The organism is Polymorphospora sp. NPDC050346, from assembly GCF_040655695.1.
GTDB lineage: Bacteria > Actinomycetota > Actinomycetes > Mycobacteriales > Micromonosporaceae > Polymorphospora > Polymorphospora lycopeni.
This window is the reverse complement of sequence record NZ_JBFAKM010000050.1, coordinates 25,085-43,918: the sequence shown is the minus strand read 5'-3', so window position 1 is coordinate 43,918 and position 18,834 is coordinate 25,085. Positions and strand designations below refer to the sequence as shown.

19 protein-coding genes are annotated in these 18,834 nt (G+C 66.7%); 7 read left to right on the top strand and 12 right to left on the bottom strand.

The window, feature by feature from the left end; genetic code table 11:
- Nucleotides 1-61 precede the first annotated feature (61 nt).
- Entirely contained in the window at nucleotides 62-727 is a 666-nt protein-coding gene (locus AB0I42_RS33380) for a hypothetical protein (RefSeq protein ID WP_357543745.1), read from the bottom strand.
- A 534-nt stretch (nucleotides 728-1,261) separates the two neighbouring features.
- Between AB0I42_RS33380 and AB0I42_RS33375 the strand changes: the two genes are divergently transcribed.
- The 4 genes from AB0I42_RS33375 to AB0I42_RS33360 all read left to right on the top strand — a co-directional run bounded on the left by AB0I42_RS33375 (nucleotide 1,262) and on the right by AB0I42_RS33360 (nucleotide 4,321).
- Nucleotides 1,262-2,014 (top strand): hypothetical protein, encoded by a 753-nt coding sequence (locus AB0I42_RS33375; protein WP_357543744.1) that lies wholly within the window; start codon nucleotides 1,262-1,264, stop codon nucleotides 2,012-2,014.
- A 95-nt stretch (nucleotides 2,015-2,109) separates the two neighbouring features.
- Nucleotides 2,110-3,021 carry a hypothetical protein gene (locus AB0I42_RS33370; RefSeq protein WP_357543742.1) on the top strand — a complete coding sequence of 304 codons (912 nt, stop codon included), beginning with the start codon at nucleotides 2,110-2,112 and terminating at the stop codon, nucleotides 3,019-3,021.
- Nucleotides 3,018-3,692, top strand: coding sequence for a class I SAM-dependent methyltransferase (locus AB0I42_RS33365; protein WP_357543741.1), 675 nt, complete (start codon nucleotides 3,018-3,020; stop codon nucleotides 3,690-3,692). Before AB0I42_RS33370 ends, AB0I42_RS33365 begins: the two co-directional genes overlap by 4 nt.
- A gap of 20 nt (nucleotides 3,693-3,712) precedes the next feature.
- Nucleotides 3,713-4,321, top strand: a complete 609-nt coding sequence (locus tag AB0I42_RS33360; RefSeq protein WP_357543740.1) for an HAD domain-containing protein — start codon at nucleotides 3,713-3,715, stop codon at nucleotides 4,319-4,321.
- A 325-nt stretch (nucleotides 4,322-4,646) separates the two neighbouring features.
- Here AB0I42_RS33360 and AB0I42_RS33355 read toward each other — a convergent pair whose 3' ends face one another.
- The 9 genes from AB0I42_RS33355 to AB0I42_RS33315 form a co-directional block, all read right to left on the bottom strand.
- Nucleotides 4,647-4,865 (bottom strand): hypothetical protein, encoded by a 219-nt coding sequence (locus tag AB0I42_RS33355; protein WP_357543739.1) that lies wholly within the window; start codon nucleotides 4,863-4,865, stop codon nucleotides 4,647-4,649.
- A gap of 352 nt (nucleotides 4,866-5,217) precedes the next feature.
- Nucleotides 5,218-5,649, bottom strand: a complete 432-nt coding sequence (locus AB0I42_RS33350) for a hypothetical protein (protein ID WP_357543738.1) — start codon at nucleotides 5,647-5,649, stop codon at nucleotides 5,218-5,220.
- Nucleotides 5,646-6,332 carry a DUF981 family protein gene (locus AB0I42_RS33345; protein ID WP_357543737.1) on the bottom strand — a complete coding sequence of 229 codons (687 nt, stop codon included), beginning with the start codon at nucleotides 6,330-6,332 and terminating at the stop codon, nucleotides 5,646-5,648. The genes AB0I42_RS33350 and AB0I42_RS33345 overlap by 4 nt, the downstream gene beginning before the upstream one ends.
- 342 nt (nucleotides 6,333-6,674) lie before the next feature.
- Nucleotides 6,675-7,754, bottom strand: a complete 1,080-nt coding sequence (locus AB0I42_RS33340; protein WP_357543736.1) for a DUF6086 family protein — start codon at nucleotides 7,752-7,754, stop codon at nucleotides 6,675-6,677.
- Nucleotides 7,751-9,103 carry a Scr1 family TA system antitoxin-like transcriptional regulator gene (locus AB0I42_RS33335; RefSeq protein WP_357543735.1) on the bottom strand — a complete coding sequence of 451 codons (1,353 nt, stop codon included), beginning with the start codon at nucleotides 9,101-9,103 and terminating at the stop codon, nucleotides 7,751-7,753. The genes AB0I42_RS33340 and AB0I42_RS33335 overlap by 4 nt, the downstream gene beginning before the upstream one ends.
- Nucleotides 9,104-9,556: 453 nt before the next feature.
- The gene (locus AB0I42_RS33330; RefSeq protein WP_357543734.1) at nucleotides 9,557-10,099 is read right to left on the bottom strand and encodes a hypothetical protein; all 543 of its coding nucleotides are present in this window, start codon (nucleotides 10,097-10,099) and stop codon (nucleotides 9,557-9,559) included.
- A 462-nt stretch (nucleotides 10,100-10,561) separates the two neighbouring features.
- The gene (locus AB0I42_RS33325; protein WP_357543733.1) at nucleotides 10,562-11,371 is read right to left on the bottom strand and encodes a methyltransferase domain-containing protein; all 810 of its coding nucleotides are present in this window, start codon (nucleotides 11,369-11,371) and stop codon (nucleotides 10,562-10,564) included.
- Nucleotides 11,372-11,463: 92 nt separating this feature from the next.
- The gene (locus AB0I42_RS33320; RefSeq protein ID WP_357543732.1) at nucleotides 11,464-12,309 is read right to left on the bottom strand and encodes an ABC transporter substrate-binding protein; all 846 of its coding nucleotides are present in this window, start codon (nucleotides 12,307-12,309) and stop codon (nucleotides 11,464-11,466) included.
- Nucleotides 12,310-12,571: 262 nt separating this feature from the next.
- A complete protein-coding gene (locus AB0I42_RS33315; RefSeq protein ID WP_357543731.1) occupies nucleotides 12,572-13,429 on the bottom strand; it encodes an SAM-dependent methyltransferase in 858 nt (285 codons plus the stop codon).
- A 28-nt stretch (nucleotides 13,430-13,457) separates the two neighbouring features.
- Here AB0I42_RS33315 and AB0I42_RS33310 point away from each other — a divergent pair, with 28 nt between their 5' ends.
- From AB0I42_RS33310 to AB0I42_RS33300, 3 genes are all read left to right on the top strand, one after another.
- Complete coding sequence (locus tag AB0I42_RS33310; RefSeq protein WP_357543730.1) at nucleotides 13,458-14,957, top strand: helix-turn-helix domain-containing protein; 1,500 nt, start codon at nucleotides 13,458-13,460, stop codon at nucleotides 14,955-14,957.
- 35 nt (nucleotides 14,958-14,992) lie between these two features.
- Nucleotides 14,993-15,868, top strand: coding sequence for a phosphotransferase (locus AB0I42_RS33305; RefSeq protein ID WP_357543729.1), 876 nt, complete (start codon nucleotides 14,993-14,995; stop codon nucleotides 15,866-15,868).
- Nucleotides 15,869-16,169: 301 nt separating this feature from the next.
- Entirely contained in the window at nucleotides 16,170-16,709 is a 540-nt protein-coding gene (locus AB0I42_RS33300) for a flavoprotein (RefSeq protein ID WP_357543728.1), read from the top strand.
- A gap of 276 nt (nucleotides 16,710-16,985) precedes the next feature.
- Here the strand turns inward: AB0I42_RS33300 and AB0I42_RS33295 are convergent, their stop codons facing one another.
- Both AB0I42_RS33295 and AB0I42_RS33290 read right to left on the bottom strand, forming a co-directional pair.
- Nucleotides 16,986-17,489 carry a GNAT family N-acetyltransferase gene (locus tag AB0I42_RS33295; protein WP_357543727.1) on the bottom strand — a complete coding sequence of 168 codons (504 nt, stop codon included), beginning with the start codon at nucleotides 17,487-17,489 and terminating at the stop codon, nucleotides 16,986-16,988.
- Nucleotides 17,479-18,780 carry a hypothetical protein gene (locus AB0I42_RS33290; protein WP_357543726.1) on the bottom strand — a complete coding sequence of 434 codons (1,302 nt, stop codon included), beginning with the start codon at nucleotides 18,778-18,780 and terminating at the stop codon, nucleotides 17,479-17,481. Before AB0I42_RS33290 ends, AB0I42_RS33295 begins: the two co-directional genes overlap by 11 nt.
- Between the last annotated feature and the right edge of the window lie 54 nt (nucleotides 18,781-18,834).

The following is an 18,834-nucleotide window of genomic DNA, read 5'->3' as shown; positions in this document are numbered from 1 at the left end:
CTGGTCGTTCAGTGTCGCGGTCATCACGGCACCCTCCTCACCAGGCACAACGCCTGGCAGGTCAGGCCGGAAACACCGTTAAATCCACAGACCCGGCGGCTCCGGCGAGGACAGTCAGGCCGTTGTTAGCGGTGGCGGGATCGGTCAGCAGGATGTGCCCATAGGCGGTGTCGAGGCGTACACGTTGCAGCGGTGAGTGGCTCGTAGCCGTGTTGCGGGCGATGCTGATCAGGTGGAGCGCGGTGGTGAGGTCGCCGGCGCCGCGGTGGGCGAGGGCGAGTTTTTGGTGTGCGACGGACCAGTCCTCCGGCTCGGAAAGGTCTTCGAAGTCGCGGCAGGCGGCGGTCATCACTCGGGTGGCATAGGCGTGTTCGCCGTTTTTGCTCAGTGCGGTACCAATCCACATCAGCGCACGGGCCCGGTCGCGGCGCGACAGGCGCTGGTCGGCGGCAAGGGTTTCGTAGCGGCGAGCAGCCGTGTCCAGGTGTCCGGCCATCTCGGCGACCACGGCCAGGGACAGGTCGAGTTGCGCGACGCGGCGCGGGATGTCGAGCTGCTCGAACACCGACTGGGCACGGGCGTAGCAGCGTCCGGCCGACAGTGGCCCGACCACCGTGCCTTGATCCCGCAGCAGGTCGCCGCGTAAGGCGGTAGTCCGGGCGAACAGGTAGAGCCCTGTAGCGTCGAGGTCGTGGGGCGGGTAGCGCGTCAGCCACCGGTCCAGCAAGCTGGCGGCGAACGAAAAGTTCTGACCGTCAAGCGCGGCAACGCTGCGCTCGATATCCTCGGTCCAGGACTCGTGGTCCCACGACCGGGGCCCAGGTATAGCGGCCGGCCTGCGCGAGGTGCTGGCGGGGTCTTCGGCCAGCAGGATCTCGAATCGCAGGTGCGTCGCCGGTTCGCAGCGGGCGAGAGCGGTGTCGAGGATTGCCTGGGGTTTCGGGCCTGGGGACGGTGCCGGCCGCGAGGTTTTCCCATTTGGACACCGTGCGGACGGCGACGCCGAGATGTTCGGCGAACGTGCGGACGCTCATGCGCATCGCGCGGCGCAGTGCCCGCGTCTGTAGCCCGCTCCATTGCTGAACCGTCGCCACGGACCCGACCTCCCTCCCTGGCTGCCATCGAAGCATGAGATCGGACTGTGGTGGTCGCGATGTGCCACACAAGTGCCACAGCCGGTCATTCCGGCGTGTCGGCTGGCGGGGCTTTGATGAAGGGGCCGGCAAACGTTGAGACCTCTGCCATCCAGGGAGTATGGAACATGACCAGTACCAACGTCGTCGCATCCGACCTCGTCACCGTCGAGATGCCCGAAGCATTCGACCCGCGCTGGAACCGGATTCCCGGCATCACCGTTGACGGCACCACGGTGACCATCGATCCGGCCTGTTACTTCTTTCGGTTCGAGAATTCCACCTGGCTGCTGTGCGACTGGGCCATCGTCGAAGCCGAGCTGCTGAGCGTCGACGAGACCGCCGACACCGCGCTGGAGCAGGTCACCCTGGACTTCATCAAGACCTACAGCCGCTCCACCAGCGACGCCGGCCAGGTCCTGACCACGGCCTGGCACGTCTATGACTACCTGTTCCGACAGGAGCACCTCAACGGCCTCGGCTTGGACGGGGTGACCGCCGATCACCTGCGGATGCTGCGCCAGGTCGCCACGTTCATGGCGCTGAACAAGGTCGAGGACGACGGGCGCATCTCCAACGTCGGCCCGTGCTGGTTCTTCCCCTCGGCCACCGGCGTCGTCTTCGACCTCGACGACACCGAGGGCCAGATGCTCGACGAGGTCTACCACGGCACCTGGTTCAACGAGCACCGCCGGCTGGAGTCCGTGAAGGCCCACGCCGCGCTCGGCGGCCGTCTGGTCCACGGCTGCCAGTCCGTGCCCAACCAGTCCGGCGGCGCGCTCGTGCCCTACGGTGCGTCCCTGGACACGTTCCGCACCGAGCTGTCGGCCTTCCGCACCGAGTGGGTCGCCGCCGTGGACGCCCTGCGCGTCACCGTCTGACCGCTTCGGATCGACAACGGCGAGTGGGCGCCCCTGCCCGGGGCACCCACTCGTTGCACAGTCATCTCCCCTTCGCCGACGGACAGGATCCTCCCGTGGACGCTCACGTCATCGACGATCTCTACCGCGACCTGGTCGATACGACCGGCATCGGCACGCCGGCCCGTAAGCCGCTGCGGGTCTGGACGCTGTCTGGCGTCGAACGGCTGCACTTGAGTGACACCGGCACCGTCATCTTCAAGTACGCGGCGGCCCCGTTCACCGCCGAAGACAAAGCCCTCATCCTCGCCGCTAACCGCAGGGTGCCCGTACCACAGCTGCACGCCTCAACGGTGCGCAAGGGCACCCTCGGCATGATCCTGGAGGACCTCGGCGCCCCGCTGCGGGAGGCGACCATCCACGACGGGGCGACCGCCGCAGCCCGCCTGCACGCGACTGGCGTCGTACCCGGTCTCGACACCCTCGACCAGCAACGCTTGGCCGCCTTGCCCGGCCAGGCGCTGCAGCGTGTGACCACGTTGCGAGACTCCGGCCGGTGGACCGGCGTCGACGACATCGCCGACATACTCCACGCCCTGTCCCGCTGCGCGTCGGCGCGAGCGACCGGAGCGCAGCTGGCACCCTTCGGTTTCTGCCACTCCGAATTTCATCCGACATCACTGCACATCGGTGAAGGTGGCTGGCGCCTGCTGGACTTCGCCCGCGCGTTCAACGGACCCGGCCTGCTCGACCTGGCCTCCTGGCACGGCACCATCGACGATCCCGACAGCACCCGGCTGCGTGAACTCCTCGATGCCTACGCCGACGCCGGTGGCCACCGGCAGGTTCTGGCCCCGCGTGGCGGGCTGCCGGCACAGCAGTGGGCGCTGGGCTGGCACCGCGTCTGGGCCGTGACCTGGTACCTGGACCAGGCCGTCCACTGGATCAACGACCCGGCCACCGACCCCGTCTACATCACCGCGGCGCGCAGGCACCTGCGCGAAGCCGCCGACCTGCTCGCCCCATGACCACCACTGCGGCGAACACCGCGGCGTGGCAGGCCCACGCCAAACAGCGCCTCGCCGACACGGCACCGCAAGCCCGTACACCACCCGCCCGGATGCAATGGACACAGCACCCGAACACCGGCCCCGGCGCGGAACTCCTCGGCGACCTGGCCGGCCAGCTCGTTGTCGAACTCGGCTGCGGCCCAGCCCACAACCTCGCCCACCTCGTCCACCATCACCAAGCGGTTGGTATCGGCGTGGACGCCGCTCGCGCCCAGATCCACCGCGCCAAGGTCCTTTACGGGCACCTCGATGGCCTGACCCTGCTCACCGCCGACGCTACCGAGTTCCTCACCACGACCAAACGCACGTTCGACGTCGTCTACTGCGCCTTCGGCGCGCTGGGCCTCAGCCCACCCGACCCGATCCTGGCCGGTATCCGGCAACGGCTGCACGCCGGTGGGCGACTCGGATTCAGTGTGCCGCACATCCGCAGCGACAACCCGCCCGGACCGATCGCCGACACACTCGCGCTACCCGATGGACAGCACCGGCCCATCACCCGCTGGATACCCAGCCCAGCCGGCTGGACCGATCTACTCACCCGTCACGGATTCACCGTCGACGACCAGCAGTTTCTCCCTCCCACCACCAGGCCGGGCTGTCTGATCATGACCGCACACCCCACCTGACGGACCGCGAGGAGACAATCGTGAACCTGCCTCACCTCCTACTCGACATCGACGGAGTGTTGATCCCGTTCCCCAACACCGACCAACAAGGACCACCAACCCATGTCCGCCACCTCGTCGTCCCCACCGGCCACAACCCGACGCAACCCGTGCCCATCTGGCTGAACCCGCGCCACGAAACCCTCATCAACAACCTGCTCGACACCCACCAACTTCACCCCGTCTGGTGCACCAGCTGGCGCCACGACGCCAACACCCACATCGGCCCCCGAATCGGCCTGCCTGACCTCGACGTCATCGACCTACCCCGGACTGCCATCACCACCAGCCACCCCAACGGCTACCTCTGGAAACGCGACCACGTCACCCGATGGGCCGCCGACGACCCGCTCGCCTGGATCGACGACGACTTCACCCTCCTCGACCACGAATGGGCCGCCCACCGAACCGCCACCACGGCACCGACCCTGCTCATCCAACCCGACCCTCACATCGGCCTCACGCCCGAACACCTAGACCGGGTTCTGACCTGGGTCGCCGGCATCCCCGTCCAAGGTCACGTCAATCAGGCTGCCACACGACCAATGAACGCAACGCCACAGCAACGCGAGGTTAGGCCCGCAGCCTGACCTCTCGCTTGTCGTCGCCGACCTCTACTGTGGGTAACTCGTCTACCCCTCCCAATGGATGCGGCACTGCAAACCTCGTGGGCTTCGGCGTGCCGGTCGGGAGTGTCAAGTTCCCGAGACAGGCCCTGGCCAGGCGCCGGTTCAGCAGACGCAACAACGGGTGCAAACCGAAGGCCACCGGCGGGCTTCAGCGGACTGCCAATGTTGTTCGACTATTCGCGTTACTTGCGACCTTTGGAGGGTCGGGCGGGTGGTACCGAGGCGCCGGCCGCCCGACCTGGGGTCTGTGGATTTAACGGCACCTCTCTGTGTCAAGGCGTTGGCGTCAGAGAGGTGCCGTTCGCGAGACAGTCCCGCCGCCGGCCGCGGGTCCGGCAGGTCTTTGACGCCCCTGCGCGTCGATCTTGGGGACCAGGGTCGTGTTGGTCTGATACACCTTCTCCAGCGGCTCGCCGGGTGCGAAGTCGTGCCTGGGCACCGCGTTCATAGCCGCGGCGACGCTGTCGGTGGTGACGAGCCCTTCGTCGCGTACCGCTGCCACCATCGCCGCGCGCAAGGTGGTCGCGTCGTCAACCTGATGTCATCGGAATCCTTCGGATAGAGGGCTGGCGGATCATGTCCCGTTCGCCCAATGGGTCTGGCCGGTTGGCTTTGTTGCGACCTGGACCAGCGGGCCGACTGACGGACGATCAGCCGCTCGCGGGCCAGAAACTTGTCACCACGCCATGCGTCTGACAATGACTGTGGCGTCGGCGGGAAGCCTTTCACCAGCGCTGCGGAACATGAGGCAGGCACATGGGGTCTGGGCTCTGATGACGCACGACGGCCACGGACCGAAAGTCGTCCAATGAGACTGAGACACCCCAATCTCTAGGCGGGATAGCCAGGAATTCAATTCAAGCATAGGGTGCGATCTCCGTGGGCCCGGCCTTGTATCGATCCTGGCCCACGAACGAGGAGGTATCGACTGAGTTGACAAGTGCGGTCTTGACTGCGAAGTACACCGCCGGGTCGACGCATTCGATGTCCCAGTCGGTACTATCCACAGCTCGCAGGACTATGTACGGTTCGTCGGCGTCATCGACGTATCCGCGCAGTTCGCCGTCGATGATTTGACCGTCGAGGAAGGCGGCGAGTATCAGTTCAGACGTACAAACTCGTGACTGCCGTACAAGCGCCTCGATTCTTGCGCCTGCTGGGCCGGGTGCGACTTCGTCGATCTGCAGCTCCCATGACAGTTCGGCAGTGATCCGGCCGAGCGTGGTAAGCAGCTCTGCCGCGCCGATGTAGTGACTCCCGCGCCAGGCGTGCAGACGAATGCATTTCATTGACTCAACGCGCAATATTCCATGAAGATGTGCGCGCCGGCCACGAAGGCCCCCAAGGCAACCAGTCCGATGCCCGCGAGGGTCCAAGCCGTTCCACACAGGAGCCAGGCGGCCCGCTTTCGCGACCATGCTGCGGCCGAGAACGCGAGGCAGCCAAGCCCGGGAAGAACGGTGATGATGGTGGTGAGCACGGGGCCGATGATCCATGAGGGCCAGGTGCCGAGGACGGGTTCACATTCCGGCGCGGTCTCGAAAATCTGGTTACCAAGAGCACCGACCGCGTTGGATGCCATGACCAGTCCGATGCCCCCGACGAGGAGGGCGATCGGTGACAGGACGGCGTAGATCCGGTCGAGGGTGAGGTGGTTTCCGCGCCGCCACAGATATGCGGCTGCCGCGATAAGCAGGAGACCAAAGACCGCGGACGGTTCACCGAAGATGAAATTCTTCGACTGTTCACCGGGGAGGTCGAGGGGATAGAAGAGATACATGATGCCACCGGAAACAGTAAGAATGACGCCAGTGACGGTGAGGGTGATCGACCAGCCCGCCCAGGATGTGGGTGGAGCTGGCGATGTCCCCTGCTCAGGTACGCCACGCCAGACCAGCTTGTAGCCGATTCCGACGATGAGCAGTAGGCCGACTCCGACACACAAGCCCATGATACTGGTAAACGAATTCATGGCTGGAAACCTCGATTCGCAGGTAGTCAGTCTGAAAAGACGAGATGCCTGTCGGGATGCGGTCGAAGATCGACGCATCTTGTCAGGCTTCGCCACTGCGTGACCATGGATCAAGTCCACGATCGAGTGAACCATGTTTAATGGAACCGAACTGGGTTGCCGATTTCGTCCTGTTCGCCGTCTTCGAAAAGGACGGTGGGGCGGCAATGCTGCGCGATCGGGCAGCCGTAGATAGAACGGACGTGAGAGTGAAAGGCATTCTGACCAACGCCCGAACGTATCGTGCTTGTCTCTGGTTAGTAGTGGTCGCCTTCTCGCGGATTGTTTTAGAGCGGTGGTCGGTCACGGCGGCGTTGCTGCTGCGGCAGTGGATCGGCGTGGGGTGCGTCGGATGGTGATCTGGGCGTCGGGGTGGTTGTCGGTGAACCATTGTTCGAGTTCGGTGCCGTCGAGTAGGTGGGGGTTGTTGGTGTCGCTGATGTCGCATGGTCCCCAGATGCAGCCGATGGCGCCGTCGAACCGGGCGTCGGCGATTTTGGCGCCTTCGAGGCTGATCCATCCGTTGTCGAATCTGGCGGTGTGTAGGTTGGCGCCGCGTAGGTCGGCGCGGTTGAGTGAGGCGTGGTGGAGTGCTGCGCCGGACAGGTCGGCGTCGCGGAGGTTGGCGTCGAACGCGGAGAGGCCGCGCAGGTCGGCGGCGCGCAGGATGGTTCCGCGTGCCGACGCCTTGTACAGGTCGGTTTTGCGGAGGAGGGCGCCGGTGAGGTCGGCGTGGTCGAGTCGTCCTTGGGTGAGGTTGGCTTTGTAGAGGCGGGTGTCGCGTAGTGAGACGCCTTCGAGGTTGCAGTCGCACAGCCAGGCGTCGTCCAGGGGCATGCCGTCCAGGACCGCGCCGCGCAGGTCGATGTCGTATCCGCCGCCGAAGAAGGTCGGTATGTAGTCGCTGCTGCCTTCGCGGAGTCGGGTGTGGGCGGTGTCGATGTAGTCGGCGAGGAACTCGGCCCCGAACGGATCGGTTGGCCAGCGCTTGGGTTCCCAGGTGAGGAAGGCGCGGACGTAGTCGGTGAGCCGGGCGGTGTGGTCGATCGCCGGACGGAGGCTGTGGTCGATGACCTGGATGTCGGTGTGGCCGGGTAGCGGCGTCTCGCCGAGGAACTTGGCGCGGGCGACGGAGAGCCAGCCGGCGGCCAGGGCGTGCCGGCAGTCGTGGCGGGTGCTGTCGTACCAGCGGGTGACGGCGGCGACGAAGACGATGAACTCGTCGAGGTCGACGACGTACCCATCCTGGCTTGGCGGTGCGATACCGGAGGGGGTGGCGGTGATCTGGGTGAGGGTCTGCGCTGTCCCGGCGAACAGGGCTGCGATCGAGTTCGACGGACTCCACAGCGCCGTGCCGTCAGCGGTGTGGAAGGACTGGCTCATCGTTCCTCCCTGCTGTTCTGGCCGGGTGCCGGGGTAGGCGGCGTGTGGTGTGGGCCGTTGACGCGTGGAGCGGTCGGGTTCGGCTGTGTGCGGGCAGTGCCGTTCGTGGCCGCTGTGCGGTGACGTGCGTCGTTCAGAGTGCGCGGGATTGCTGCGATGGAGGCACGGCTGGCGGTCTCGTTCGGTTGGGTGGGTGGGCTGGCCGGGTCGGGGACGAGGTTGTGGGCGGCGGTGTGGAGGTGGTCGTGGGCGACGGTGAAGCGCAGGCTGCGGGGGTGTTCGAGGTAGAGGCGGCCGGCGAGGCTGTGGGTGACGGCGACGGGTGGGTAGGGGTCGGGCATGTCGAAGACGGTGAACGGGGTGTCGTATCGGGCGGCGATCTCGTGCCCGTCGGGCAGGACGCGGATGGTGTAGCGGGGCTGGTCGGCAAGTTTGTGCAGGTGGGCGACCTGTTGGTCCATCAGGTGGGCGTCGCCGACGTGGGTTCGTAGGGCGGCTTCGGTGATCACGGCGGACAGCCGGGTCTTGCCCTCGTGGAACGCGGTGCGGCGGGCGGCGTGGGCGGCGACGGCGGCCTGGTGTTCGGGGGTGGGGTGGCGGATGCCCATCTGGGTATGGATGAGGCGGGCGGTGTACTCGGGGGTTTGGAGCAGGTCGGGGATGCGGGTGGTGGCGTAGTAGCGGATGCGGGTGGCGCGGGTTTCGAGCCAGGCGAGGTTGACGTAGGGGCGGTAGTCGAGTTCGTCGCCGAAGTCGACGTCCCAGTGGTCGCCGTGGCGGGCGTCGAGGGCGAGGGAGCACAGTTGGTCGCGCTGGCGGTCGTCGAAGACGTGGTAGAGGTCGAGCAGTGCGGTGACGATGTCGTACTTGAGTTTGAGTTCGCCGCGTTCTAACCGGCCAACGCTGGTCCAGTCGACGCCGAGCTGCGTACCGACCTGTTGCAGGGTGAGTCGGCGGTCGACGCGTAGTTGTCGGAGTTGTTCGGCCAGCCACTGGTTACGGACGGTTGGCCGGTGACGTTCGGGGAAGGGCACAGCGTTCTCCTGCTGGTCCGGGTTACTTGGCGGGATGTCGTCGCGATCCCACGCGTCGCGTCGGTGGGTGTCTGCGTCAAGGCGCAACAGCGTGGTGCGGCGGCGACCGTCGGCGAGCTGGTAGACGTCGAGTAGCGAGGCGACCCCGTCGAGGAACGGCCACTCGGCCTTTTCTCGTCTGGCCAGGGCGGAGTGGTCGATGCCGAGGTGCCGGCTGGCGGTCTTCAGGGTGACGCCGCGTTCTTTGCGCAGGCGGCGCATCTGCTCGGCCAGCCATCGTGCGCGCAGGCTGGTCGGCGGCCGCTTGTATGGCACGACACTGCTCCTTGAGGAGATGGGCATTTTGCAGGGGCGGGTTGGGTGTGGCCGGCGGCGTCTGGGTCTCTCAAACCCGCGGCTGGTCACGGTGGCGGGCCCCGCCAGTTGCGGGGTCGGCGCCGACGGGTGCTGCGCTGGCCAGGGTTGTGTTGGGCAGGGGGACCAGGCTGCCGGCGGGGCGGAAGCTTCGGAGATCCAGACCCTGACGGGTTGTCGCCGGTTCGCCGGTGTCGGGTCGGTGCAGTAGTTCACACAGGGTGTAGGTTCCGCCGAGGTATCGCGGTGTGACCACCCGGCCGTCGTCGAGCAGGAGCGGCCTGCTGGTGACGAGAGGCGGCTGGTCGGACTCGGGTTTGTTGGATGGGTCTGGCGCCATGGTGTACCTCTGCTGGCGGGTCGATGATGGCCTGGACAGGGCATGGAGATTCGGGCCGCAGGGCAGTGCCCGCGTCATGGCTTGTCCGTCGGGTGGGTGTGCGGCCCGGCCTGTGGCGGCGGCTGCCAGAAGGCGCGTACGTTGTCCGCCAGCCGTGGAAGATGTCGACCGATGAGTCGCCGCAGCAGCGCGCGCGGCGACCAGCTACGGCCACCCGCCGTTATCGCGGGCTCCTGCTGTTCAGTGGTCTCCGGTGGCGCGGTGAGGCGGCCGGCGGATGGCGTCTCGGTGGGGATGCCGGTGGGGCAGGCCGGTGAGCGGCAGTCGGTCTGGTTGTAGTGCGTGTTCATCTGGTAGCGGGTGATCTCGACGATCGACCAGCCTGCTGGCCGCAGCGGGCCACGCTGCCAGTAGTCGCGGTCACCGGCGAGCCGGCGCTGGGCCTGATCGGCGGTGTGGCTGAACCCGACGAAGGTGTGGGTGCCGTCGGGCCAGTCCCTGCGCACCGCGAACCCTTTCTGCAACGGCTCGGGCGGCAACGCCGGCCAGCGGCGCGGCGGCGCCTTGCGGCGTTCGTCGGGCTCGCTGGGGTTGTCAGGCCAACGCGGTCGGTCCATGGCGGTGGTGCTCCGTGGTGGGCAGGTGGACGAGAAGACGTGGCGAGGACAGTCGGCACGTTGGCCGATGGTCGGCTCGGACGCCGGCTGGACCCCGGGGTGCGGGCCGAGGAGGTGGCCCGCACCCAGTGGTCTCTCCTTTGGCTGGCCAGGCAGGGCCCGGTTGGCGGTAGGTAGACGGTGGTGCTGGCCGGTGGGAAACCCATCGGCCAGCGACGGGAGACGTGTCGGCGTGGCACGGGCCGGACGTCTCGCCCCATCTACCCGGCGGGCGCTAAAGCGGTGGACGGCAGCGATGTGCGGGTCAGGATCAGGTTCGGGTTCGGCGCTGCCGGCCGTACATCGCGGTACCACTGGCGAACGCGCTGGTTCCGGCCTTTGCCGGCAGCCGCGGAATCTGCTGCACGGTGGCTGGCGCCGTGCCGACGATTGGCGGAGCGGCGGTTGCTGCGCGGCGGGCGGTCACGGCTTGCGACCGCTGACCGAGTAGAGCTGGTGGCCGCGTACGACGAGCCCGCCGTCGGAACTGATGAGCAGGCGTTCGACGCGGGTGAGGTCAGCGTCGGTCAGGCCGGCAGCGTGCAGCCGGTCGCGGTGTTCGGCGATCGCGGTCAGGGCGAGGATCAGTCCTGGGCTGCCGGAGTGCCAGACCGGGGCGTTGATGACCGTGTCGACGTCGTGGAGCCCGGCGAGCCGCATCTGCTGGTGCAGGCGCAGCGACCATTGCGGGTCGGAGCCGGCGGCCTGGAAGACGCGCTGGTTGACCGCACGCTGGTAGGTGGTGAACAGGTCCCGGTCGTCGTCGGTGGCCGCGTCGAGGACGACGGCGTCGGCGGTGGCGTGCCAGTCCTCGACCATTAGGACACCGCCAGGAGCGAGGGCGGCCGCGAGGATGGCGAGGAGCTGCTCCCGCTGTGGCAGGTGCATGAGGACCAGGCGGGCGTGGATGAGGTCGAACGGGCCGTCGGGAAGCGGATCGGTGGTGATGTCGTGCCGGAGCACGGTCAGCCGCGGGTGCGAACCGATGTGCCGCGGCTTCAGATCCGTCGCAATGACTGTGCCGGCCGGACCGACCTGAGCGGCCAGCCAGACCGCGATCTCGCTGCCGCCGGCACCGATCTCCAGGCAGCGCTTACCGGCCAGGCCCAGATGCTGCAGCCGGCCGATGGTGAAGTCGTCCAGGGCCCTGGCAAGCGCGGACAGGTGCCGGCGGGCAGACGGCTGGTCGTTGTCGTAGGCGTAACCGTGTGGTGTGACAGTCGCGTCGGTCATGACGAGCACTCCAGATGAGAGGCGGGTGGGCCGGGAGCATCCGGCCGGAGGCGCCCAGGAACCTCCCGGCCCACCCTGCTGGGGAGGAAAGATCAGGCGGGGACGAACCCGGTCGCGACCACATCCGTGGGCGTCAGACCGGCAGGAATGACACCGGCACCCTGCAGGACGGCGATGGCGCGGGCGATCCGTTCCGGGTCGAGTACGCCGGCGCGGGCGTTCGACAGCACATAGGGCTGCATCAGCGCGACCTCCTGCGCGGCCGCGGCCGGGTCGGCCGACGGGACGTGCTTGTGCAGGATCTGGCCGGCCTCGTCCGGGTGGTCGATGGCATACACGAGACCCTCGAGCAGGGCTTCGCTGAACCGGCGCACCAGATCCGGATCCTCGTCGATCAACCGGGTCGGGGCGATGAGGGCATTGCCGTACAGGTCAGCGATGACATCCGAGTACGGCAACAGATGCACCGGCCGGCCCTGGGCCGCCTTCTCGACCGTGCCACGGGCGACAGTGAACTGACCGATCCCGTCGACCTTCCCGGAGGCGAGGGTCGCCGGAGTCTGCTGCGCGGGCACGTTCACCCACTGCACCCTCGTAGGGTCAATCCCGGCCAGCTTCGCGTAAGCGGGCCACAACAACATAGGCGCACCACCAGGGACCCCGCCGATCTTCTTCCCGACCAGGTCCGCCGGCACGCTGATCCCCGACTCCCGCAAAACGGTGATCGAGTTCAGCGTCCGTTGCTGGATCGCCGCGACCGCCCGCACACCACCCTTGTGATTCCCCTCCCCGAGCATGACCATCACCCCGGACAGGTCGTTCGCGGAGAACTGCGCCTGACCAGCCGCCAACAGCTTCAGGTTGTCCGCCGACCCCTGCCCGGGCTTGATCTCCACCTCGATGTTCCGGTCGCGGAAGAAGCCCTTCTCCAGCGCCACCCAGGCGTACGCCTCCCGACCGAACGACGCCACCGCGGTCAGGTACGTGACCCTGTCCACGCCGTCCGGCGTCTTCGCCGGCGTGCCGGTGGTGCACCCGGCGGTAAGAGCCAGCAGGCCGACCACCGCCGCAGCGCCTGCGCGGCGCATGATTCCGATACTCACTTATCCTCCCCAGATGGATAAAACAGGCGCGCGATGGGCGCGCCGATCCACCGGCCAGACCCTGCGGACTCCTGCCGCCGGCCCCGACCGGCGACAGCTACACAGATCCCCGCAGACCCACACCCGCCCAGATCGGCACCGGGCCCAGATCCGCGGACTCCTCAAGGTCTCCGGGCTCCGGCGACCACTGGTCGACCGGCACCACCCCCGGCGGCAGCAACTCCCAGCCGGCGAACAGATCCACTACCTGGTCCCGGCTCCGGAACGTCAACGGGGACCTGGTCGACTCCCGGTACCGCTGGACCACCCCAACGGTCTCCCGCGTCATCTGCGCCGGTGTGGTCAGGTGCGACAGCACCAGGTAGCTGCCCGGCACCGTGGCCATCCGAAACCGGTCGAGGATCCCTGCCGGGTCGTCGTCGACGAAGTGAAGCACCGCCACCGCGAGAACCCCGACAGGCCGGGAAAAGTCGATCAGCCGCCGAGTCTCGGCAGCATCGAGGACCGCATCCACGTCACGGACATCGGCCTGGACCACCGCGGCCTCATCCACGCCGGCAAGAAGGTACCGGCTGTACCCGACAGCCACCGGATCCACATCGACGTACACAACCCGACCATCAGGGTTCGCGGCATGCACGATCTCGTGCACGTTCCCCACCGTCGGCAAACCCGAGCCAAGATCAACAAACTGGTCGACGCCCTCATCCAGCAATCCCTGCACCGCACGCCGAAGGAAGCTCCTGTTCGCCCGCGCAAACCGGTCAGCCTGCGGCTCTGCCGCCAGCATCCGACCAGCCATCTCGCGATCGACCTCGAAGTTCGCCGACCCACCAAGCAGTACGTCGTACACCCGGGCGGCGCTGGGCCGATCCGTAGCTGCACCGAACGGGTCGTCGCTTCCAGCCCCGTCTCGGGCCGTGTGAGCAGGATCTGGCAGCTCGCGATCCGTCATCCAGAATCCTCTCCCTGGCCTTTCTCGTATGCTCCGGCCGGGCAGAGATCCAGGTCACGCCGGCCACGAGCTTGGTATGGCAAGGGCGCGTTCGCTTCGGCGGGTGTCCGATGCGGAGTATCGACGGTCTGGAACCCAGCGCCCGATGACCAGGTTGGGGCAGGACTTGACCGGTGGGAACGCATCGAAGTGGAATCAGGCGATAGGCGGCCGGAAAGCTCACCGGAAAGATCAGTACTCCACAGCCAAGATCGGAGAGGGGAGGCGCATGGGGGATGTGCACCAGTGGTCAGCAGAAAACGTCAAAGCCCTTCGGACCGCGTCCCGGATGACCAAGACCGAGTTCGCCCGCAAGCTCGGCGTCACGCTGCGCTCGGTCACGAACTGGGAGGAGGGGCGGCCGCTGTCCCCGTTCAGTCAATCGCTGCTCGACCGATATCTGAGTGGCGTGGCTGATGAGGTCTTGAAGCGTTTCTCCATACTCGCCGCAAGCAGCTCGGCAGATGGTGCCGGCCAGGTCAAGCTCGAGCGGCGTCGCACGTTGCTCGCCGGGGTCACGGCCGTCGCTGCGGCTTCCGGCCTATTGGGTACCAGCAGGCCGGTTGGCCAGTTCGGGATGACCGATGTCGCTCGGGTCCGTGCGATCACCACCCTGTACCGATCTGTGGACTACGAGCATGGTGGCGGTGCCCTCTACCGGGAGGTGGCCCGTTTCGCCGAAACCGTCTCCGATCTTCTCCACGGCTCCGTCAGCGATACCGTCCGACCGGTACTGCTCACCGCGTGTGCGGAAGTCAGGCAGTTGGCCGGCTGGACGGCGTTCGACGCCGGCCATCACACCGACGCGCAACGGCACTGGCTGTCCGCGGAGCGGGCCGCGGTGGCTGCGGACGATGCGCGCCTGGCCGCGCGAATCCGCTACTGCCAGGCACGCCAGTTCCAGCACCTACGCCACAATCGCGACGCCGTTGAGACGGTACGACTCGCGAGGGAACACGTGGGCGTGATGGCGACCCCGGCCATCACGGCGATGCTCGACGGCGCCGAGGCTTCATCTTTGGCCGCGCTCGGCCAACACGACGCCGCGCAGGCCCGATTGGTATCGGCAACCGGTGCGTTCGAACAGGCCGACCACACCCAGGAGCCGGACTGGATGGCCTTCTTCGACCTCGGCGAGGTCTACGCCCAGTACGGACGGGTGTACCGCGACATGGCCCGCCAGGATCCCCGCTTCGGCGACCAGGCGGTGCACTGGACCACCCAGGCCATTACCGCGTTCGGCCCGCAGAACGTACGCAGCACCGTTCTGAACCAGGTCGGTCTGTGCAGCGCGCTATTCATCGCCGGCGCACCCGACGAGGCGGTCACGACCGGCAACACCCTCCTGTCCCGTACCCGGCGATTGGTCTCCGCCCGAGTCACCGACCGGGTACGCAACCTGCGCAGGGACCTCACCGCGCACCGAGCCCGCCCAGCAGTCCGCGACTTCGAGCATGCCCTGACCCGCGTTGAGCCGGTGATTCTGTGACCGATCGTACGAGCGGCCGATTTACCGCTGAAACGATGACAGCGATCCTGCACCGGATCACCGGCAAACTACAGGTCCCTCACACCGACGCCCGGCTACTCCAGCTCACCAACAACGCCGTCTTCGCCCTCCCACAGCCGGGCATCGTCATCCGGATCAGCCGCACCCAACGGCTACGCGACCGAGCCGACAAGGTTGCCGCCCTCGGCATCTGGTTCACCGCCACCAACGCCGCGACCATCCGCCTGACGCCCGGAATCGACCAACCCGTCCTCGTCGACGACTTCGCCGCAACCATCTGGGACTACATCCCGCCCACACCACCGGAACCCACCATCGAGGACCTCGGCCACGTCCTCCAACACTTCCACCGCATCGCCCCACCGCCGTTCGACCTGCCCGCATGGGACCCAGTAGGAGACGCCCGCCGACGCATCACCGACGCCGAGGGCCTCAGCGAACACGACCATGACTATCTACTCACGTGGTGCGACCAACTCGCGCCACAAGTCGACGCACTGCGCGACACAGCACCGCCCACGCTCATCCACGGCGACGCCCACACCGGGAATCTCCTACGCACCCCAGATGGCGGCGTGGTCCTTTGCGACTTCGACGCGACCAGCCTCGGCCCCTGGCAGGTCGACCTCACCGCAGTCCCGGTCGGCGAAGCCCGCTTCGGGCGCCACGGCGCACACCGCCGCCTGGCCACAGCCTACGGCCGCGACGTCACCACCGATCCCGCTTGGCCGGTACTCCGCCAGGCACGCGAACTTAAGATGATCGCCGCAGCCGCTCCCTTGCTGCGCAGCACCCCCGGCATCACTGACGAGTTCGCACTCCGCCTTCGAACTGTGCAGGATCGGGACAGCCACGCCCGCTGGACACCATTCGCCGACCTGCAACGGTGACCCGTTCCGATCGGGTTCGGGCAGGAACCCACAACCGTCAGCTCGATCTCGTCCCACGAAGCGATCTTGTCGGCGAGCCCGTTGCCTGAAAACGAAGAAATCGTCGCCGGCGAGTGCGGCGGAATCGCCATAGTGGAGGTCGGACTTGGGCCAGTGGGAACCCCTTGAAAGCGAGCGCGTGCCTAACTGGGCTGGGAAGCTCTCGCCCCTATCGCCCCACGGACCCAGTCTATCGATCCACATCCATCACCCCACTACCGCCTCGCATCCGCCTCGCCCCTTGCGCAAGCCTCACCGACTGGTGCACACCCACATCCCACCAACCCGAACCCTGCACCTGGTCGTCTGCGCCGCCCCGCCGGTCCGACGCATAGCTGAACTCGTCGATGCTCTCCAGCGCAATCGCTGGTCTGTCCACGTTATCGCCACCTCCACCGCCGCAACCTGGCTAGACATAGACGACCTGGCCACACGCACCGGACACCCTGTCCTGCACCGCCAACGCCACCCCGACGAGCCACGCCCGCTCCCACCGGCCGATGCCGTCGCCGTGGTTCCCGCAACCTTCAACACCATCAACAAATGGGCTGCGGGTATCAACGACAGCCTCGCCCTCGGCATCCTCAACGAAGCCCTGGGGAACCAGACCCCAACCCTGCTCGCCCCCTACGCCAAGACCGCCCTTACCCGCCACCCCGCATTTCCGCGCCATCTAAGCACCCTTGCCGGCCACGGAATCCATGTCCTTCCCACCAGCGCAATACGCCCAAAAGACGACGCCGACTCATTCGAGTGGGGCGTGGTCATCGATGCCCTGGAGGCGATGACGACTCCCGGATGACAGTTCCTCCGCACCTGCGGGAACGATCTCGGAGATCGAACCAACGACCACGTCCGCGAGCCGGAGCGTGTGCCATTTCTGCGCCGCCGTCTGCTGCTGATCACAGTATCGATCGACGCCTCGGGCCCCAGGGTGCCGGTACCGGTCGGGTACCGGTGTCGTTTCCGGTGCGGTCCGGTCCGTTTCCGGTTGGGTTCGTCCGCACTGGTGCCGCGGCCATCAGGCTCGGCCCGAGGACGGCGATGCCTCAGCCCGTGGTGTCGTAGGTATCCGTGTTTACAACTCTTTGGCCATGTGGACACAGGGGATCCCGAGTAGGGACTCCTCCTTGAAGGTCCGGTAGCCGTGGTGCGCGTAGAGATCGACCGCTGGGTGCTGGTCTCGGCCGGTGATGAGGGTGATCCGCCGATAGGCGAACTGTCTTGCCGCGGTTTCCAACGATTCGAGGATGAGTGTGCCGTATCCCCGCCCTTGGTACTGCGGGTAGACGCGCATGCGGAGTAGTTCACAGGATGACGGGCTGGTTCGGCGGATTCCTCCCATTGCGACGATCTTGTCGTTGATCTCGCCGACCAGCAGGGTTCCTCCGGCGGGCTCGGCGTAGGTGTTCTGAAGGTCTTGGAAGTCCTGGTCGGAGTAGTAGTCGTCGGCCGCCTTGATGCCGGCGGCCGCTAGGCCGTAGGCGTTGAGCGCTGCCAGTTCATCGAAGTCGCCTTCACGGAACTGTCGCAGCGCGAGCGGAGGGATTCCGGGACGTTTCTGGCCGGCGTCAGAGTTCATCGTCGGAGCCGCCTCCAGCCCTCGTTGATCCGCGTAGCACGTCTTCCAGTTCGCGGACCGGGACAAGGTTTCGACATGCTCGCGGCAGTTCCGAGGCGAATTCGTTGGCCCGTCGGATGACGATGGGGGCCAGATGTTCTGGGGAAAGCGCCTTCAGTGTCTGTGTCGCGAAGCGCGCGGCTTCCTCATGTTCGCCATCCTTTGATAGGCAGAATGCCCTGTCCATGCGGACCAGGGTGGAGTCCAGTGACGCCTTGGGCTCGTAGTAGGCCAATGCGGCACCCTGGGCACCATATGCGGTAGCCGTGTCGCCGATTTCGGTCAGCGCGTTGCTTCGGTAGAAATGCAATTGTGCGATTGTGTAGCCGTAGGCGTGTTGCTCGCCGTGGCCGGCCGCGAAGTCCTCGTATGCGACCTCGGCGCGGTCGATCGCCGCGCGAGTGTCTTCCCTTCGGCTGGGGCCGAGCCGGGAATAGGCTCGTGCTTGAACCGCCGGGGCCCACGCTGACGCGATGCAAGGAGTCGTGGCCGTCAACGCTATCGCTTGTCCGGTCAGGGCCAAGGCGCCGTGGGCGTCGTCCCAGTAGAGGGCGCTGACCGCGTGCCTGACGATGATCCAGGCCTCGAGTGTGGCGTCGTGACATTCTTGTGCCGCGCGTCGGGCGGTCTGGAACCAACTGCGTGATTCGCGATGATCGGCCAGGTTCACGAGGCCGGTCGCCAGCAGCCCTGCCATCTGTGCGGCAGGTCGGAGGAGATCCCGGCGTTGCGCTTCGGTGCGCCACTGGTCGATTGCTGTCCTCAGTCCGGCCATGTCCTGGGTGATGCGCGTCAGGAAGTCCAGCGTCGGCGTGGTCCGGTAGGTGCGGCCGTAGCTGTCCGCGATTGCCTGCCACTGCTCGACGGTTGAGTCGTTGACTCCGTTCGCGGTTAGTGAGGTGTCAAGCTGTCGGCGGAGTTGACCGATTGTGGCACCGATCGTGACTGGTGGGCCGGAGCGTTGAGCGAGGTGGTTGATCGTGTCGCGTGGGCTGGGTGTCTCGTCGTCGATTGGCGACCGCGACTGTTTGCGGGTTTCGTCTCCGGTTCGATCATGCCGATTGTCGGATTCGTGCCCGGGGTTCAACCGGTGCAGATTGGCGCGGTATCGCTCCAGTACGTCGCCGCTCAAGGTTGTGAGATAGCTGTCCAGCATGGATTCGCTGAACGGGGCGAGTGGTGCCCCGTTTTCCCAGTTCGTCACGGACCGCAGAGTGATTCCGAGTGTGCGAGCGAAGTCGGTCTTGTTCATACGCGATGCCTCGCGTAATGCTCGCACGTGCTCCGCCGTCCATTCGCGGACGCC

What these genes read in the sequence shown, in the direction of transcription:
- AB0I42_RS33375 (WP_357543744.1), top strand. Translation starts at nt 1,262, where the DNA reads ATGACCAGTACCAACGTCGTCGCATCCGACCTCGTCACCGTCGAGATG.
- AB0I42_RS33365 (WP_357543741.1), top strand. Translation starts at nt 3,018, where the DNA reads ATGACCACCACTGCGGCGAACACCGCGGCGTGGCAGGCCCACGCCAAA.
- AB0I42_RS33355 (WP_357543739.1), bottom strand. Translation starts at nt 4,865, where the DNA reads ATGGTGGCAGCGGTACGCGACGAAGGGCTCGTCACCACCGACAGCGTC.
- AB0I42_RS33350 (WP_357543738.1), bottom strand. Translation starts at nt 5,649, where the DNA reads ATGAAATGCATTCGTCTGCACGCCTGGCGCGGGAGTCACTACATCGGC.
- AB0I42_RS33345 (WP_357543737.1), bottom strand. Translation starts at nt 6,332, where the DNA reads ATGAATTCGTTTACCAGTATCATGGGCTTGTGTGTCGGAGTCGGCCTA.
- AB0I42_RS33340 (WP_357543736.1), bottom strand. Translation starts at nt 7,754, where the DNA reads ATGAGCCAGTCCTTCCACACCGCTGACGGCACGGCGCTGTGGAGTCCG.
- AB0I42_RS33330 (WP_357543734.1), bottom strand. Translation starts at nt 10,099, where the DNA reads ATGGACCGACCGCGTTGGCCTGACAACCCCAGCGAGCCCGACGAACGC.
- AB0I42_RS33325 (WP_357543733.1), bottom strand. Translation starts at nt 11,371, where the DNA reads ATGACCGACGCGACTGTCACACCACACGGTTACGCCTACGACAACGAC.
- AB0I42_RS33315 (WP_357543731.1), bottom strand. Translation starts at nt 13,429, where the DNA reads ATGACGGATCGCGAGCTGCCAGATCCTGCTCACACGGCCCGAGACGGG.
- AB0I42_RS33310 (WP_357543730.1), top strand. Translation starts at nt 13,458, where the DNA reads ATGCTCCGGCCGGGCAGAGATCCAGGTCACGCCGGCCACGAGCTTGGT.
- AB0I42_RS33305 (WP_357543729.1), top strand. Translation starts at nt 14,993, where the DNA reads ATGACAGCGATCCTGCACCGGATCACCGGCAAACTACAGGTCCCTCAC.
- AB0I42_RS33295 (WP_357543727.1), bottom strand. Translation starts at nt 17,489, where the DNA reads ATGAACTCTGACGCCGGCCAGAAACGTCCCGGAATCCCTCCGCTCGCG.
- AB0I42_RS33290 (WP_357543726.1), bottom strand. Translation starts at nt 18,780, where the DNA reads ATGAACAAGACCGACTTCGCTCGCACACTCGGAATCACTCTGCGGTCC.